Origin of the sequence: Nitrincola lacisaponensis (assembly GCF_000691225.1) — a bacterium.
Taxonomy (GTDB): domain Bacteria; phylum Pseudomonadota; class Gammaproteobacteria; order Pseudomonadales; family Balneatricaceae; genus Nitrincola; species Nitrincola lacisaponensis.
Genome location: NZ_JMSZ01000036.1, coordinates 46849 through 62373, shown reverse-complemented (window position 1 = coordinate 62373; position 15525 = coordinate 46849). Strand labels below are relative to the sequence as shown.

The following is a 15525-nucleotide window of genomic DNA, read 5'->3' as shown; positions in this document are numbered from 1 at the left end:
TTACCATGACCTCTACTCTGACAGAGACCCGTATTCGTCTTGTCTGCCTCGCACGCGTGCTATTGTTTGCCACGTTTATGACGGTAGCAGCCACCTTACCCCTGTTAATCCGGGACTGGTCACTCAGTGCCACAGCGGCGGGTGCACTCATCACCTCGTTTACACTCGGCTATGCCCTGTCGCTGTTTCTGTTTGCCTGGGCATCCGACCATCTGGGTGCCAAGCGGGTGGTCGCCAGCTCGGCACTGGCAGCGGGTATCAGCAGCCTGTTGTTTGCCTTTCTGGCACGGGACTGGAACAGTGCCTTTTGGCTCTACGGCCTGATCGGTCTCTGCCAGGGTGGTATCTATACACCGCTCATCGTACTGATTTCAGATGAAATCAACCCGGATAAACGCGGCCACGCGATGGGCATGCTGATAGCATCCACCTCCATAGGCTATGCCGCTTCCCTGGCGATAGGTGGCCTAGGCATTGCGCTGGGCGGCTGGCAAATGGCCTTCATATTGACCGGCATGCTGCCGATCTTCGGTGCCCTGCTGTTGATCTGGACACTCGCGCCACTCGCTAATCGTATTCATCCGGCTCAGGTTGATCTGCGCATCACCGACGAGCTGTTGCGCAACCGGCGGTCACGCTTGCTGAATACCGGTTACATTGCACATAACTGGGAACTGTTAGGTATGTGGGCCTGGATACCCGGCTTTTTGGCTGCAGGCTTTGCACTGAAAGGACTGGACAGTGCCCAAGCCAGCATGGGGGGTGCTTACCTGTCAGGCTTTATGCATCTGTTTGGCGCAGTTGCCGCACTGAGTATGGGGCGGTTATCGGATCGGCTGGGACGTCAAAAACTACTATTGCTGTTGGCTGCCAGCAGCACACTGCTCTCTTTCAGCATCGGCTGGCTAATCCATCTGCCCCTGCTGCTGTTGATGCTGCTAGTACTGGCCTATGCCTTTACCTGCCTGGGTGATTCGCCGGTTCTCACCACCGCGTTGTCCGAAGCCGTGCGACCTGGCTATCTGGGACGGGTGCTGGCGTGGCGATCCTTGCTGGGTTTTATTGCTGGCGCACTGGCGCCGCTGGCATTTGGTGGTGTGCTCGATCTGTTCCAGCACGCCACACCTGCTGTCACCTGGGGAATGGCCTTTGCTACGCTGGGTCTCGGAGGAGTCATTGCCAGTTACTGTGCCATGCGTTTGCATCGCAAACCTGGCTAGAAATGTCGCTGGAATATGCAGGCAACACGAGGGGATAGTTTTTATCCTGCGCTATGAATTTTAAAATCTTCGTGAAGCCTGCTCCAATGCGCTCTCAACTCCGCTTTATGCACATCATGCATGGGTAGCTGTTTAAGTGCTTCAGGCCATAGCGTCCTTGCCCGTCTCAGCGTGTCATCCAAATGCGGTTTAATGGCTCGCCATGGAATACCTGATTTATCTGCCCAGGACTGGAAATGCACCATTGAGACGGCATACCATTGCTTCGTTTTGCCCAGGTTGAGCGCAAACTGGGTTTCATTGTCGATATAAATACTTGTTGTCAGGATATCGTAGGCGGGAGAGAGCCGTGGCGTGATCTTATCAGGATATAGAAAGCTCCAATTCTTGAGATGTGCATCGCCATTCGCCAACAGAACATTTACCAGTAGTCGTCTTGCAAACTGCTGAGCGTCGGCCAGACCCTCACCAGAAAAATCATAAATAACCTTGCCGATATTCTCGTAGTTAGCGGAAGTGTATTTTTCGTGAGGATACTTCACCAGAATCTGGGCAAAGTCTTCCATGTGGATACGCTGATTATCATCACGATCAAAGCGCTTGATCGCGAAAGCCAACTTCTCGTCGGGTAAGTTGATTTGCGGCAGGTGATCGAGCTTATCCAGTTCAACCAGTTTGATGTCAGGAATATCAACACCCACCAGCCCTGCCAATGACATGGCGGTGAACTCGTTCAGTGGTACAAATTTGTGCTGGGTCGATGGTGTTTTAATGATCCAGTCACCCAACACATCGCCTTTGGATAAATGATAGCGTCCATCCTTTGCCTTCATGGAAAATTTCATCTGCACACCAGCCAAAGAAAACTTGTTTGCCTGGGTGGCCTTGTTGAACTTAACGGCCCTGACCTTTCCGTCAGTGCTGAGCACCCTGTCGAGTAAAAAGTCAGGGACCTCTTCAGGCTCCATGGGCCTGGCTTCAATAGCGCCCGGCAAGTCTTCACCAAGATACGACAACAGGTGAAATTCATTATCAACATGCACCTTCAAACCTTGCGCAATCAACTCTCGTAAAGAGCCCTCTGGCAGCAGGTTTGAAAGCACAGGATGTAGTCTTTGATTCCGAGCCCATGGCTGAGCGATAACTTTATCCGCATTCGGAAACCTGGGGTGTGTCATCAAGCTGAATGTCGGGCGATCAGGATTGTTTTTAAAGCTATCCGCAAAACTCAACACATTGAGGCCACTCCTGAAGCCTGCAAGGTAGCCTATCAGTACACCATGCATACTGAGCTGCAATACATTCACTTCAGCGGGTGTATCGGCGCTCATTCGTTATCTCCCAATAATTCCTGCCACGGGTCATCGGCGAATGAGGGGTTGTTTTCCTTGGCTGCCTGGTTTGAATCGTCAGACAGTACGGCCAATACCGCATTGAGTTTTTCTTGTGGGATCAACAGCAGTTCACTTTTAAGTCCCTTCGCGATCAACTCAAGTGTATCGAGCCGAGGATTGCCCTTGGACTCAATTCTTTGATATTGCTGGCGTGAAATCCCTATCCGCAGCAGCATATCCTGCTGCTTCAGTGCCAGTGCTAAACGTCGCTGTTTGATCTGTTCGAGTAGTGAGCGCATAATGAAACTTATAAGTTGCTATCAATCAATAAGAAACATATTAGTTTCTTTTTTGCGATTAAGCAATTTATAAGTTTCTATTTCGCTCAGCGAGTTGCCAGTCGCCCGGCAGGCAAGGCCAAAGAGATCAACACGGCGGCCAACACCATCACGGCAGAAACCACCAGACAGGTGACCAGGCCATGGGCCATATACAGCCAGCCGGACAAGACGGTTCCCAGCAACCGCCCCATTGCATTGGCCATGTAGTAAAAGCCGACATCCAGGGAGACGCCATCTCCGCGGGCATAACTGACGATCAGATAGCTGTGCAGCGATGAATTAACCGCAAACACCGCACCGAATACCATCAATCCAACCACGATGACCCAGGTGGTATCCAGCGGCAACACCATTCCCTGGGCAATCAACAACGGCAGTATAGCCAACCCGGCTCCCCAGCCCACCACGGCTCCACGGCCAGGGATGCGCCCGGAGCGTTTACCGGTAAACAAGGGTGCCAGTGATTGCACAACACCATAGCCGATCACCCAGCAGGCCATAAAAAATCCGACTTGCCAGAAGTCCCAGCCCAGGGTTTCCTTCAAGAACACCGGCAGTGCAATGACAAACCAGACATCCCGGGAAGCAAACAGAAACATGCGCGCCGCCGCCAGCACATTGATCGCCCGGCTTTTGGAAAACACTTCACGAAATTTGGGCTTGTTTTTCATCCGCCCCATATCATTGCGCAGCAGGAGCACCGACATCACCCACACCAGCGCCAGCATCAGCGCCATAGCCAGTACGGCACCCATAAAGCCAAGCAGGCTCAAGAGCACGGCACCGAGGAAAAACCCTATCCCTTTCAGTGCATTTTTCGAACCGGTTAACAGTGCCACCCACTTAAACAGCGTGCCCTGCGCTTCTTCAGGTACCAGCAACTTGATGGCACTTTTGGCGCTCATTTTGTTCAGATCTTTGGCAATACCCGACAAGGCCTGCGCCAACATCACCCAGATAACCGTCAGGTACTCAGCGGGCAGGGTGAGCATCAACAGTGCCACGACCTGCAACGCCAGCCCCACATTCATGGTGCGGTTCAGCCCCAGACGCGCGCCTAACCAACCACCCACCAGATTGGTGACTACGCCGAAGACTTCATAAAACACGAACAGCATAGCGATCTGTAAAGGTGAGTAGCCCAACTGATTAAAGTAGAGCACCACCAGCATGCGCAGCGCACCGTCGGTCAGCGTGAAGGCCCAGTAGTTACCGGTTACGATCAGGTACTGGCGTATCGCCGGTGACAGGTGCGCGAACATGCTTAACCTGCCTGATCCAACAGGCCAATTTTACGTCCCAGCTCGGCCATACGCACCGAGTAGCCCCACTCATTGTCATACCAGGCGTAGATTTTTACCTGAGTACCATTGATGACCATGGTAGATAAAGCATCGATAATGCTGGAGCGGGAATCACCACGATAGTCCACAGACACCAGTGGACGCTCTTCATAACCCAGTATGCCAGCCAACTCACCCTCTGCTGCCGCTTTGAGGTAAGCATTCACTTCTTCTGCGGTGGTCGCTTTTTCAACCTCGAATACACAATCGGTCAGTGAGGCATTAGCTAAGGGCACCCGAACCGCATGACCATTGATACGCCCGGCCAGTTCAGGAAAAATCTCGATAATCGCTTTTGCGGATCCGGTCGTTGTCGGAATCAGGCTCATACCGCAAGCCCGGGCACGACGCAGATCCTTGTGGGGAGCATCCAGGATGGTCTGGGTATTGGTCAGATCGTGAATGGTGGTCATGCTGGCATGACGGATACCCAGCGACTCATGGATAACCTTAACAACCGGTGCCAGGCAGTTGGTGGTACAGGAAGCGGCGGTCACGATCGGATGCTGTGCCGGATCATACAAGTGATCATTAACCCCCATCACCACATTGAGCACACCCGGCTCTTTGATCGGTGCAGACACCACAACGCGTTTAACGCCTTGATCAAGATAGGCCTGCAGCAACGCGGTGGTTTTCATCTTGCCGGAGCATTCAAATACCAGATCACAACCCGACCAATCGGTTTCATCAATGCTTTTATTCTGACTGACAGCAATGCGCTTGCCTTCGATCAGCATAGCACCCTGTTCTGCCATCGCCTCATGCGCCCAACGGCCATGTACCGAGTCAAAATTCAACAAATGTGCCAGACTGACAGCATCAGCGGCCGGATCATTAATCTGCACAAACTCAAATTCAGGCCAGTTCCAGGCGGCACGCAGTGCCAAACGTCCCATGCGACCAAAACCATTGATACCGACTTTAATGGTCATTACTTCACCTTATTTTATTAACTAAATATACGAATGGCGGCATAGCGTAAACCACCCAGATGACAATTGTGCGACCAAGAGTCTCACCAAACGAGCTACACTCGGAAGAAACCCTAGTCTAAAATTCACGAATATATGGCTTTTCATATATTGGAGCAACCATGAATATACTTTTTCTGTGCACCGGCAATAGCTGCCGCTCCATCATGGCAGAAGCGATACTGAATGAGCGTACTAACGTTCATCAAGCATTCAGTGCCGGTAGCCATCCTGCACAAAACGTTCACCCTATGGCTTTAAAAACCCTTGAATCTCATCACATTGCCACCGAGGGCCTGTTCAGTAAAGACTGGGACAGCCTCCCAGTCGTGCCCGACCTGGTGATCACGCTCTGTTCAGATGCCGCCAGCACCCCCTGCCCGGTCTATCTGGGCAACGTCATGCGAAGCCATTGGAGCATGACAGATCCGTCCAAGATAAATGCCAGTGCAGAGGGTCAGCAAGCCGCCTTCGAGCAGGCATTCACACTGTTGCAGCGACGTATCGATTATTTTTTGCAACATCACCCTGAACATCTTTCTCCGCCCGAATTGGACACCCTGTTGGACCAATGCTCAAGCCTGAACTGAACCGATCAGCGCACGCAATCTGTCAGCACCGACAGGATCATCGGCCAACATGGGTACCACGGCATAACGAGCACTGAGCTCTGTTTGCACGCGCATTATTTCAGGGACCTCTGTCGCAGCTCGTGCAGCCAGTAAAGGATGCTGGGTAGCGGTAGCGACAAGACTTGAGTTCACCACCCAGGCATAAGGCTGGATCTCTGCGCGCTGCAGGTCTTCCTGCAAACGAGCAGCCTCTAATACTGGTATTGTTTCCGGTAACGTTACAATGAGTACCCGAGTTTGCGCCGGGTCCTGTAAACGCATCATTGGTGTCACCATCCGCGCACGGGTTTCACCAGCATGGCGCATAATATCGCGATGATAAGCGCCCGTAGCATCCAGTAGTAACAGGGTATGTCCTGTGGGTGCGGTATCCATCACCACAAATTTGCGACTAGCCTCACGTATGGTTCTGGAAAATGCCTGAAATACTGCAATTTCTTCCGTACAGGGTGAGCGCAGATCCTCTTCCAGCAGGGCTCGGCCCTGAGCATCGAGACTGGCCCCGCGTGACGCCATAATCTGATCACGGTAGCGTTGAGTTTCTACAGCCGGATCAATGCGACTAACGCTGAGATTAGCCACGTCACCCGCCAGTGTTTCGTGCAGATGGGCTGCGGGGTCAGTGGTGGTGAGTAAAACCTCATGACCACGCGCAGCCAGCTCTACCGCAACAGCTGCAGCGATAGTGGTTTTGCCAACACCGCCCTTGCCCATGGTCATGATCAGCCCCTTACCGGCCTCTTCGAGGCCATCGATCAGCCGGGACAAGAAGGGTAAATCCGCCATCGCCTGATGCTTAGCACCAGCCTGTAAGCCGTTGATGGGCTGACTCATTCGGCGTAATGCATCGATACCGACCAGATTCTCCGGGCGCAGGTAGAAATCATGTCTGACCAGGCTGGCAAGATCAGCATCCATGGCGTCCATCGCGCCACGCTCCCGATGGATCATACTGACTGCCAGTGCATCATCTAGGGCTTCATCGGGCATTAAGCCATTGATCGCCAACTGCTGATTGCGAATACCGATATCAGCTAACTCTCTATGTGTCCTGGCGGCTTCCGCCAGCGAGCTGCTACGCGGTCTGGCCACCAGTATCATTCGGGTCATGTCCGCATTCGACAGGCTGTTTACCGCCGCCGCATAACGTTCACGCTGCTTTTCCAACCCCGCCAAAGGCCCCAGGCAGGATGCATCACCGCCGGTTTCCAGAAAGCCGCTCCAGGCACCCGGCAGCTTAAGTAAACGGATAGTATGGCCGGTCGGGGCGGTATCAAAAACAATATGGTCATAACACTCGATCAATTCTGGATCGGTCAGCAGTGCCGTGAACTCATCAAACGCGGCAATCTCGGTTGTACAAGCACCCGATAATTGCTCTTTGATGCTATTCAGGGCTTTTTCAGACAGCGTGCCGCGGATGGGGCCGATAATACGCTCGCGATAGTCTTCTGCTGCGGCTTCTGGATCAATTTCCAGCGCTTCCAACCCGGACACCTGGCCAATTGGCGTGATGTGATTGCCTATGTCCGTAGCAAACACCTGACCCACATTGGAAGCCGGGTCGGTACTGACCAACAACACCCGCAGGCCAGCATCTGCCAGATCAACAGCCGTCGCACAGGCTAAGGAGGTTTTACCGACCCCTCCCTTGCCTGTAAAAAAGACAAATTTTGGCAACTGATCAAACATTCTGATGACTCGTTGCGGGTGGAAAGTGATGGCGTGTCTTGTTGGCGATACGTACCAGAGCCAACATCAGTGGCACTTCAACCAATACACCGACAACGGTTGCTAAAGCGGCACCGGATTGCAGGCCGAACAGCGCTATAGCGACGGCAACTGCCAGCTCGAAGAAATTACTGGCGCCGATCATGCCTGCGGGTGCCGCCACGTTGTGTGGCACTCGCCAGGCCTTACACCAGCCATAGGCGATAAAGAAAATCAGAAATGTCTGAATAATCAGAGGGATCGCAATCAACAAAATATGCAATGGGTTGGCAATAATCACATCACCCTGAAACGCGAATAACAGCACCAGGGTTATAATTAAACCTATCGGGGTGACAGGTGCCAGGCGTTTCATAAATACGCCGGTAAACCATTCAAGACCATAGTGCTGAATCACCCATCGGCGCGTCAGATAACCCGCGCCTAACGGAATCACGATATACAGCACCACAGACAGGATCACCGTATCCCAGGGCACCTGAATATTGGAGATGCCCAGCAAAAACACCACAATCGGTGCGAAGGCAAACAGCATAATCAGATCATTGATGGCCACCTGCACCAGTGTATAGGCGGCATCACCACGGGTCAGATAACTCCAGACAAACACCATCGCGGTACAAGGGGCTGCACCCAAGAGAATAGCGCCAGCCAGATATTGACGCGCCATGTCTTCCGGAATCAGTGGCTTAAATACCACCATCAGAAAAAACCAGGATATCGCAAACATGGTGAAGGGTTTGATCAGCCAGTTGACTGATGTAGTAATGATTAGCCCTTTAGGTTGGCGGCCCACACCGACGATGGAACTGAAATCTATCTGCAGCATCATCGGGAAGATCATCGCCCAGATAAGTATCGCTACCGGAATGGAGACCTGCGCATACTCAAAGCGCGACAGGGTTTCGGGAATAGCTGGCGCAAACTGGCCCAATAAGATACCCGCCACTATCGCTAATGCCACCCAAAGTGTCAAAAAACGCTCGAACAGCCCCATTCCCTCGGCCGTACTTGGCGCTTCTGCCTTATCCTGAGCCTTCATGCTCTCACTCCTATCCTAATCAAATTGTCATGAATCATGGTGTATAGCCACCTTACTGGTTGCTGGGTAAGGGGTTGCTGTCTTCTAAAGCCGGTAGCAATGATTCGCATACATCCGGGTGCCCACCACAGCAGTCACGTGCCAAAAACTCGATTGTCTCGCGCATATGACTTAAATTTACCCGGTAAATAATCGAGCGACTCTGACGCTGGGAAATCACCAGCCCCGCTTGTGAAAGCACCGACAAATGTGCCGATAAGGTATTGTGTGGCACGTTCAGCTGCCTGGCGATCTCACCCGCAGGCAATCCGTCCGGTTCATGTTGAACCAGCAAGCGAAATGCCTTCAGGCGTGTTTCTTGGGAGAGCGCCGCAAAACGCTCAATTGCATTATTCATATCCATACTTCCAAGAATATGGACATATTATTCCAGAGTCAAGTTTCTGTTATATACTTACATAACTTATGCTTTATGGATTACACTCAATTTATGAAATATATCACTGCTATTTTCACTGCGTTTTCGATCAGCCTACTGGCGCTGCCAGTAGGGGCATATGAGTCTATTGCACCCTCTGCTGATGAACTCAAAGCGATGGATGTGCTGCTTATTGACATACGGGAGCCGCATGAATGGCAAGAAACCGGGATTGTTGAAGGCGCCATTCCCATTACCGCATCACGCCTCTTTTTGCAGGAGCTGGCCCCTCTTCTTGATGATCGTCCTGTCGCCTTGATCTGTCGAACCGGTAACCGTACCGAGCAGTTATCGGGTTTGCTGGAACCCCATTTACAACAAGAAGTGATCAATATAGAGGGCGGCATCTTCAGACTGATGGCTGAAGGGTATCAACCGGTTCCTGTATCAAAACACATGCAATGAGTGCGCTTTCAGACTGAGGGTGACAGGCATACCTTCATGCAACTGCTGTCGCTCGACGTAATGCAGTGGAATAAAAAAGCTCAAGGGTAGTTCAGGTGCATGATTGGGCAGAACGCGGACACTGGCATGCGGTCCCATCAACACCAACTCGGTAATAGATCCAGCAATCGGGTTTTCGCTGTCACCCGGAACCGGGCGATCCGGACGCTGCAGCAGAATACTCTGCGGTGGCGCAATCCAGGTCACCTGATCACCGATGGCATACTCAGACGGCTGGGAAACCTTGATGGGACATCCCGCCCAATCCAGGCTAAGCCCCTCCCGCCCGACAGCGACAACACTCGCCGAAAAGATATTCTGTAAACCCAACAACCGCGCCACATCCGGGCTGGCCGGATGCTGCATCAGGCTAATAGGATCGGCACACTGCAGTTGCTGCCCGTGATGCAGCACGCAGATACGATCCGCCAGTTGCAGTGCCTCATCCAGGTCATGGGTGACCAGCAACATGGGAATATCGATCTGCTTACGCAGCAGTGCCAGTTCGCGGCGTAAACGAAAACGGGTCACCTGATCCACGGCCGAAAAAGGCTCGTCCAGCAGCAGCAGATCGGGCTTTGACGCCAGCGCACGTGCCAGCGCTACCCGCTGGCGCTGGCCACCGGATAACTGCGATGACAGTCGATTATGCAACCCCGCCAGATTGACGCGCTCCAGCCAGGCAAGTGCAGCGGGTTCACGCGCTTGTCGCGGCAGGTGTGACATGGCCAGAGTCAGATTTTGCAGTGCGGTCAGATGCGGAAACAGGGCATACTGCTGAAACACCATACCCACCCACCGCTGTTCCGGCTTCAGACAGAGACCTTGTTGGCTATCCAGCCAGGTACGTCCCTGGCAGCGAATCTGTCCCGATACCTGGGTATAAAGCCCGGCCAATGCGCGCAGCAAGGTGGTTTTACCACTGCCAGAGGGTCCGATCAGCGCAAGGATTTCACCCGGCGCACAGCGCAGATCCATCTCCAGCGGAATCTGTCCTTGTGCACGCAGGCTCACTTCCAGACCCGGACTCATAAATGCCCCTTGTCTGAATAGCGCTGTGTTTTCCACTGCACCAGCAACAAGCTGACAAACGCCAGTGTGAGCAGGAGCAGAGACATCTGACCGGCAGCGGTCATATTCAGCGCCTGCACCTCATCATAAATAGCAATCGACAGGGTGCGGGTCTCCCCTTCCAGATTACCGCCCACCATCAGCACCACACCAAACTCACCCAGGGTATGGGTAAAGGTCAGTAAAAACGCACTCAGCAGACCTGGCCAGGCCAGGGGAAGCTCAACCCGCCATAATGCCTGCCAAAAATTCAAGCCACACACCCGTGCCGCATCCCGCACATCAGGGTCGATAGCCGCAAAGCTGTTCTGCACCGGTTGAATGGCGAAGGGTAAATTGGCCACCAAAGATACCAGCAACAGGCCTTCAAAGGTAAAGGCCAACTGGCGTCCTGTCAGCCATTGCCAACCGGCACCCAACGCGGCATCTGGTGCAATGGCGACCAAAAAATAGTAGCCCAGCACGGTGGGCGGTAATACCAGAGGTAGAAAAATCAGACTTTGAATCAAGGGGCGAAAGGGTAGCTGACGCACCGCCAGCGCACGGCCAACAAAAATACCGAGCGGGAATAACAGTACACTGGTCCAAAAGGCCAGTTTTAGTGAGATCTGTAATGCCTGCCAATCCATTAATCAGGGAGTCCAAAACCGTAACGAACCAGGATCTGTTTTGCTTCTGGCTGCTGAATATAATCAAACAAGGCCTCAGCGGCCTTACTGGCATTATTCATCAACGCGACCCGTTGCTTCAACGGTGGATGATCTGACTCGGGAATCAACCAGGCCTGCCCTGGCAGGTCTTCGCGGTCCTTGAGCAACGGCCAGGCCACGATGCCCGCTTCGGCCGCACCTGAGAGCACAAATTGTACCGCTTGTGCGGCATTTTCACCCAGCACACGATAGCGGCTAACCTGCTCGGCTTTACCCAGCCCGGACAACCAGCCCATCGCGGCCACGCCATAAGGGGCATGTCGAGGGTTCGCAATCGACAGCCTGGACGCATCCGAACGTATATCTAACCAGTGTAGAAAGGCCACATCCGCCGTATCAGCTTCAAGTGTCTGACGGCTATAGAAGGCTATACGGCCCAGTGCGTAATCATAGGACTGCCCCTGAACCAGGCCCTCTGATTCAAGCCGGTCGATATAGACGGCATCGGCAGAAAAAAACAGCTCAAAAGGCGCACCCTGCAACAACTGGCTGGTAAAAACACCGGAAGAACCGAAGGTTAAACTGATTGAGTGCTGCGGATAAGCCTGTTGAAACTGCACTGCAATCTCCCGAAGCGCCAGCTGCAGATCAGCCGCCGCCGCTACACGTGCTGAAGCCAACGCCTGGGCACTGGTGAGCAGACACAGCAGCAACCCGGCTAAACCCAGCCAAAATCTAAGCTTAATCATTCATATCAACCCACTTGATGGGCGTATGATCAATGCCGGCATCAACAGGAGGCTTGCGGTCTTCAAGATGGGTAATCTCCAGTTGCCAGGTCAGCGTTTTACCCGCATAGGGGTGATTACCATCCAGCATCGCACCTTTTTCTGTCAGTGACACCACTCTTAAAGAGAACCGCCCCTGTTGCCCGCCCGGCGTTAAAGTCATACCCGGCACTAATTCAACTCCTTGAGGCAGATTATCACGTACAGCCTCAAAAACCAGCTCGGGTCGATGTTCGCCAAAGGCCTGCTCCGGTGTCAAGGTGACTGTCACCCGGTCACTGATCTGACAGCCTTCCATGGCCGCTTCGAGTCCCGGCAACAACTGGCCAGTGCCATGCAGATAGCTCAAGGGCTCACTGTCAGGTGACTGATCCAACAGGCTACCTTGCTCATCCATCAAACGATATTCTGCGGTCACTTGCATATAGGGTCTGACACGTAACATCATGTTATTTCCTGTTCAATCTTCTGACATGAGTATTACCCGCCATCGCAGGCTGGGCCATAAAAAGCATCCACACCAGCATGAAACGCCTGACGCTCATGCCCGCTGCTTAAATCGTTTAGCACCGGGTGGCGTCATCCGGGAGTGTTCGGTGGCTCCATCCTTGCACACGGAGCATACTTTAATGTGATTCGCATCCACTCCGGCTTCCTCTAGCCTTGACACCATACCCCCTAGCACTTCATCAGCGATAAACTCACGTTGACAAAGACTGCACGTGAGCTGCATTGTCGGTACCAATTGATCTGACAGACATTCAGACGCATGGTTGTGTGTTCTATCGAAGGATGCGGTTTGCGCTGGAAGATAATCCGCTAACTGCCGAAGATCATCCTGTAATTGTTGTTTGACAAGATGTAACAGCAGTAACCAGGTCGCATGGACCGGGTGCCCCTGCGCAAACGCATCTGCTTTATCACTGAGCTGCTGTACAGCAGGCAACGCAAAATTGGAAATTACTTCTGCGGCATCTTTTAAGACCACTCGACTGTTATCTGGTGTTTCAAGTAATCCTGCAAATATCCAGGCAAACCACTGCAGAGTGAGTGATAGATGATCAGGCAAATCATGAAACTCGGGACTTTTTTCCAGGGCATACTGATGATAGTAGGACTCCAGAGCTTCGCAGCAACGCCCCATGACACCGGCATCCAGATAAAAGCCCAGATTTAAAGGAGCCGGGGCAGGCGGCATCAAAAACAAACGGCCATAGTCAGCCATCAGCAACTCACTCTGATCAACCGCACTTAAGGCCTGTTCAAACTGCTTCAACCAATCCGCAGAAAGCGCGGGTAATTCGGTGGCAAGTGACTGCAAATCCGGTAATAGATCGCTTTTCAGTGAGACCGTGGTCTGAGGGAGATCGGTGACGCTGAACACCTTCGCCAAGCACAGGTACAGCTCTGCACGAGCTAACAGATTGACACAAAAATGTTGGGGCTGATTGGCCATAAATTCGAACCTTGTCGAGACACAAAGACAGATACAACGAGTGTTGTACCTGTCTTAATGACGGGGTTTACGCAATAGCGGGATGCACTTTGCCCTGCTTGGCAATCGCATCCGGCATTGCAGATAGATTTAAGAATTTTTCCCCCAGTACACACAGCAGGAAGGCCAGTGACCACCCCATAATGGTTAATGCCCACTCAGTGACAGAAGGCGTGTAAGCGATCAGGTCCGGATACCAGGTGCCTTTGAACAGCGGTACCACTTGCCCACCCACTACAAAGTAGAAGCGCTCTGCAAACAGACCGAGAAACACCAGCACTGAAACCAGCAGTTGCACGTTAACCTGATTACGCAGCTTGCCATTGAGCATCAGCACAAAGGGCAACAACAAGCCTACCCAGAGTGACAGATGATAGAGGCCCGATGCAAACAGGTAGTCGGTCCAGACGATATTGATCTCCGGATTATTGCTGTAAAGACCGGTAATCGCACGTGCAGCGATAAACAGTAAAGTACCGCCGATCAACGCAGCAAACATCTTCGGTAAAGCACCGGTCATCAGCGACTGCATGGCAGGATGCATCTTGTCACGGTTGAAACCATGTGCCAGATAGACGAAGAAGACCAAAGCGGCCATACCACTGGTCACCCCGGTGAAGTAGAAATAGATAGGCAGCAATCCATCAAACCAGAAGGGGCGCATACTCATCATGCCGAAGATCAGCGCCAAGTTACCACTGGCCAGCAACACGCCAATAAAGGACGCAATGCCCACCTGCTTGCTGGTTTTACTATCCCATTCACCGGCATCCAGCTTGCCGAACTTCCACAGCAGGAACAGCAAGTCCAGAGCATAGAATACGCCCATCCAGAACATCGCCGACTGTATCTGCAGATTGAGCGGGATCGCCCAAAGCATACGGAATACATTGCCCAGCTCCAAAGCCAGCACAGTCATACCCGAAATCAGGATAATGAAGGCCAGGAAGACACAGCGCTTGGCAACCGGATAGTACTGCTTAAAGCCAAATACCAGCGGCAAAGAGGCCAACAGCCCAAGCCCGGAGGATGCCAAAGCAAAATACAGATAGGTTGCAATGGGTTGTCCCCAGGGCAGGGCCGAACTGGTATTGAACGAAGCATGCCCCTGAGAACCCAGATTACCCAGTGCGACGACCAGGCTGCCGAGGAAAATCAGTGCTGACAGAATCAGCAGTGCGGTACCTGCACCGCCTTTTAGGATATTATTGTCATTCATGATTTATCCCCCTTGTCTGCTGGCGTAAAGGCTGGCACAGCCGCACCTGCACCCAGATAGTAGACTTGCGGCTTATTGCCCGTATGGTCTTTAAGCCGTACACCGTGTTTGTCACCGATCAACTGATTGACCTGACTCTCAGGTACATCCAGATCGCCAAAGTAACGTGCTTTGGGCGCACAGGTGCGTACGCAGGCGGGTACATATTCCTTAACCGCCGGATTATCCTCATCAAAATCCACTGTGCCTTCAGGTGCCTGACTCACTTTGTGATAACAGAAAGTGCACTTGGACACCACGCCCGGTGGCTGAATACCGATACCGCGACTCCAGTCTTCTTTTGGATTCTGGTATGGAGGACTCCATAACTGTTTGTTTTGCCCCGGATAAATATCACGCATATCCGGTTCAATTAAAGGCTTTTCATCTGAATAGAAACGCACGCCATAAGGACAGGCAATCATGCAGTATTTGCAACCGATACACTTGTTCCAGTCTACAAAGACGATACCACCGGCACTTTCATCTTTATAGGTTGCACGTGTTGGACATACATACACACAAGATGGTTTTTCGCACTGCATACATGGACGCGGTAACCATTTCATCTGCCCTGAGGGGTACTCCCCTTCGTGATAGAACAATACATCCTGCCAGCTCTCACCGGGCAGCGTATTGTTCTCCATCGCACAGGCTGTGGTACAGGCTTGGCAGCCAGTACACTTGTCCAGGTCTATGACCATTCCCCATTTTGCCATGATAT

At 52.5% G+C, this 15525-nt stretch carries 17 protein-coding genes; 3 read left to right on the top strand and 14 right to left on the bottom strand.

What is annotated here, in order from left to right:
• The first annotated feature begins 5 nt into the window (after positions 1–5).
• A complete protein-coding gene (locus ADINL_RS13630) occupies positions 6–1220 on the top strand; it encodes an MFS transporter (protein ID WP_036549206.1) in 1215 nt (404 codons plus the stop codon).
• A gap of 41 nt (positions 1221–1261) precedes the next feature.
• Here the strand turns inward: ADINL_RS13630 and ADINL_RS13625 are convergent, their stop codons facing one another.
• From ADINL_RS13625 to ADINL_RS13610, 4 genes are all read right to left on the bottom strand, one after another.
• Positions 1262–2551: a type II toxin-antitoxin system HipA family toxin gene (locus ADINL_RS13625; RefSeq protein ID WP_036549204.1), complete on the bottom strand. Its 1290-nt coding sequence runs from the start codon at positions 2549–2551 to the stop codon at positions 1262–1264.
• On the bottom strand, positions 2548–2853 hold the full coding sequence (locus ADINL_RS13620) for a helix-turn-helix transcriptional regulator (protein ID WP_036549201.1): 306 nt from the start codon (positions 2851–2853) through the stop codon (positions 2548–2550). Before ADINL_RS13620 ends, ADINL_RS13625 begins: the two co-directional genes overlap by 4 nt.
• 86 nt (positions 2854–2939) lie before the next feature.
• Positions 2940–4157, bottom strand: a complete 1218-nt coding sequence (gene arsJ / locus ADINL_RS13615; RefSeq protein WP_036549198.1) for an organoarsenical effux MFS transporter ArsJ — start codon at positions 4155–4157, stop codon at positions 2940–2942.
• Positions 4158–4159: 2 nt separating this feature from the next.
• Positions 4160–5173: an ArsJ-associated glyceraldehyde-3-phosphate dehydrogenase gene (locus ADINL_RS13610; protein ID WP_036549196.1), complete on the bottom strand. Its 1014-nt coding sequence runs from the start codon at positions 5171–5173 to the stop codon at positions 4160–4162.
• Positions 5174–5334: 161 nt separating this feature from the next.
• Between ADINL_RS13610 and ADINL_RS13605 the strand changes: the two genes are divergently transcribed.
• Positions 5335–5802 carry an arsenate reductase ArsC gene (locus tag ADINL_RS13605; protein WP_036549194.1) on the top strand — a complete coding sequence of 156 codons (468 nt, stop codon included), beginning with the start codon at positions 5335–5337 and terminating at the stop codon, positions 5800–5802.
• Here the strand turns inward: ADINL_RS13605 and arsA are convergent.
• Genes arsA through ADINL_RS13590 form a run of 3 tightly spaced genes read right to left on the bottom strand, consistent with a single transcriptional unit; the run spans position 5788 to position 9014 of the window.
• Entirely contained in the window at positions 5788–7536 is a 1749-nt protein-coding gene (gene arsA / locus ADINL_RS13600; RefSeq protein WP_036549192.1) for an arsenical pump-driving ATPase, read from the bottom strand. The two genes, ADINL_RS13605 and arsA, sit on opposite strands and share 15 nt — an antisense overlap.
• A complete protein-coding gene (arsB, locus tag ADINL_RS13595) occupies positions 7529–8617 on the bottom strand; it encodes an ACR3 family arsenite efflux transporter (RefSeq protein WP_036549190.1) in 1089 nt (362 codons plus the stop codon). The genes arsA and arsB overlap by 8 nt, the downstream gene beginning before the upstream one ends.
• Before the next feature lie 52 nt (positions 8618–8669).
• On the bottom strand, positions 8670–9014 hold the full coding sequence (locus ADINL_RS13590; RefSeq protein ID WP_239644391.1) for an ArsR/SmtB family transcription factor: 345 nt from the start codon (positions 9012–9014) through the stop codon (positions 8670–8672).
• A gap of 93 nt (positions 9015–9107) precedes the next feature.
• On the opposite strand from ADINL_RS13590, the gene ADINL_RS13585 reads away from it, so the two are divergent.
• A complete protein-coding gene (locus ADINL_RS13585; RefSeq protein ID WP_051632835.1) occupies positions 9108–9500 on the top strand; it encodes a rhodanese-like domain-containing protein in 393 nt (130 codons plus the stop codon).
• Here ADINL_RS13585 and ADINL_RS13580 read toward each other — a convergent pair.
• The 7 genes from ADINL_RS13580 to ADINL_RS13550 all read right to left on the bottom strand — a co-directional run bounded on the left by ADINL_RS13580 (position 9483) and on the right by ADINL_RS13550 (position 15520).
• Entirely contained in the window at positions 9483–10571 is a 1089-nt protein-coding gene (locus ADINL_RS13580; protein WP_036549185.1) for an ABC transporter ATP-binding protein, read from the bottom strand. The two genes, ADINL_RS13585 and ADINL_RS13580, sit on opposite strands and share 18 nt — an antisense overlap.
• Complete coding sequence (gene modB, locus ADINL_RS13575; RefSeq protein WP_036549182.1) at positions 10568–11239, bottom strand: molybdate ABC transporter permease subunit; 672 nt, start codon at positions 11237–11239, stop codon at positions 10568–10570. The genes ADINL_RS13580 and modB overlap by 4 nt, the downstream gene beginning before the upstream one ends.
• The gene (gene modA, locus ADINL_RS13570) at positions 11239–12009 is read right to left on the bottom strand and encodes a molybdate ABC transporter substrate-binding protein (RefSeq protein ID WP_036549179.1); all 771 of its coding nucleotides are present in this window, start codon (positions 12007–12009) and stop codon (positions 11239–11241) included. The genes modB and modA overlap by 1 nt, the downstream gene beginning before the upstream one ends.
• A complete protein-coding gene (locus tag ADINL_RS13565) occupies positions 12002–12496 on the bottom strand; it encodes an FKBP-type peptidyl-prolyl cis-trans isomerase (protein ID WP_204368252.1) in 495 nt (164 codons plus the stop codon). The genes modA and ADINL_RS13565 overlap by 8 nt, the downstream gene beginning before the upstream one ends.
• Before the next feature lie 93 nt (positions 12497–12589).
• Entirely contained in the window at positions 12590–13504 is a 915-nt protein-coding gene (locus ADINL_RS16080) for a molecular chaperone TorD family protein (RefSeq protein WP_051632834.1), read from the bottom strand.
• A gap of 67 nt (positions 13505–13571) precedes the next feature.
• A complete protein-coding gene (nrfD, locus tag ADINL_RS13555) occupies positions 13572–14762 on the bottom strand; it encodes an NrfD/PsrC family molybdoenzyme membrane anchor subunit (protein ID WP_036549176.1) in 1191 nt (396 codons plus the stop codon).
• On the bottom strand, positions 14759–15520 hold the full coding sequence (locus ADINL_RS13550; RefSeq protein ID WP_204368251.1) for a 4Fe-4S dicluster domain-containing protein: 762 nt from the start codon (positions 15518–15520) through the stop codon (positions 14759–14761). Before ADINL_RS13550 ends, nrfD begins: the two co-directional genes overlap by 4 nt.
• Positions 15521–15525: the final 5 nt, after the last annotated feature.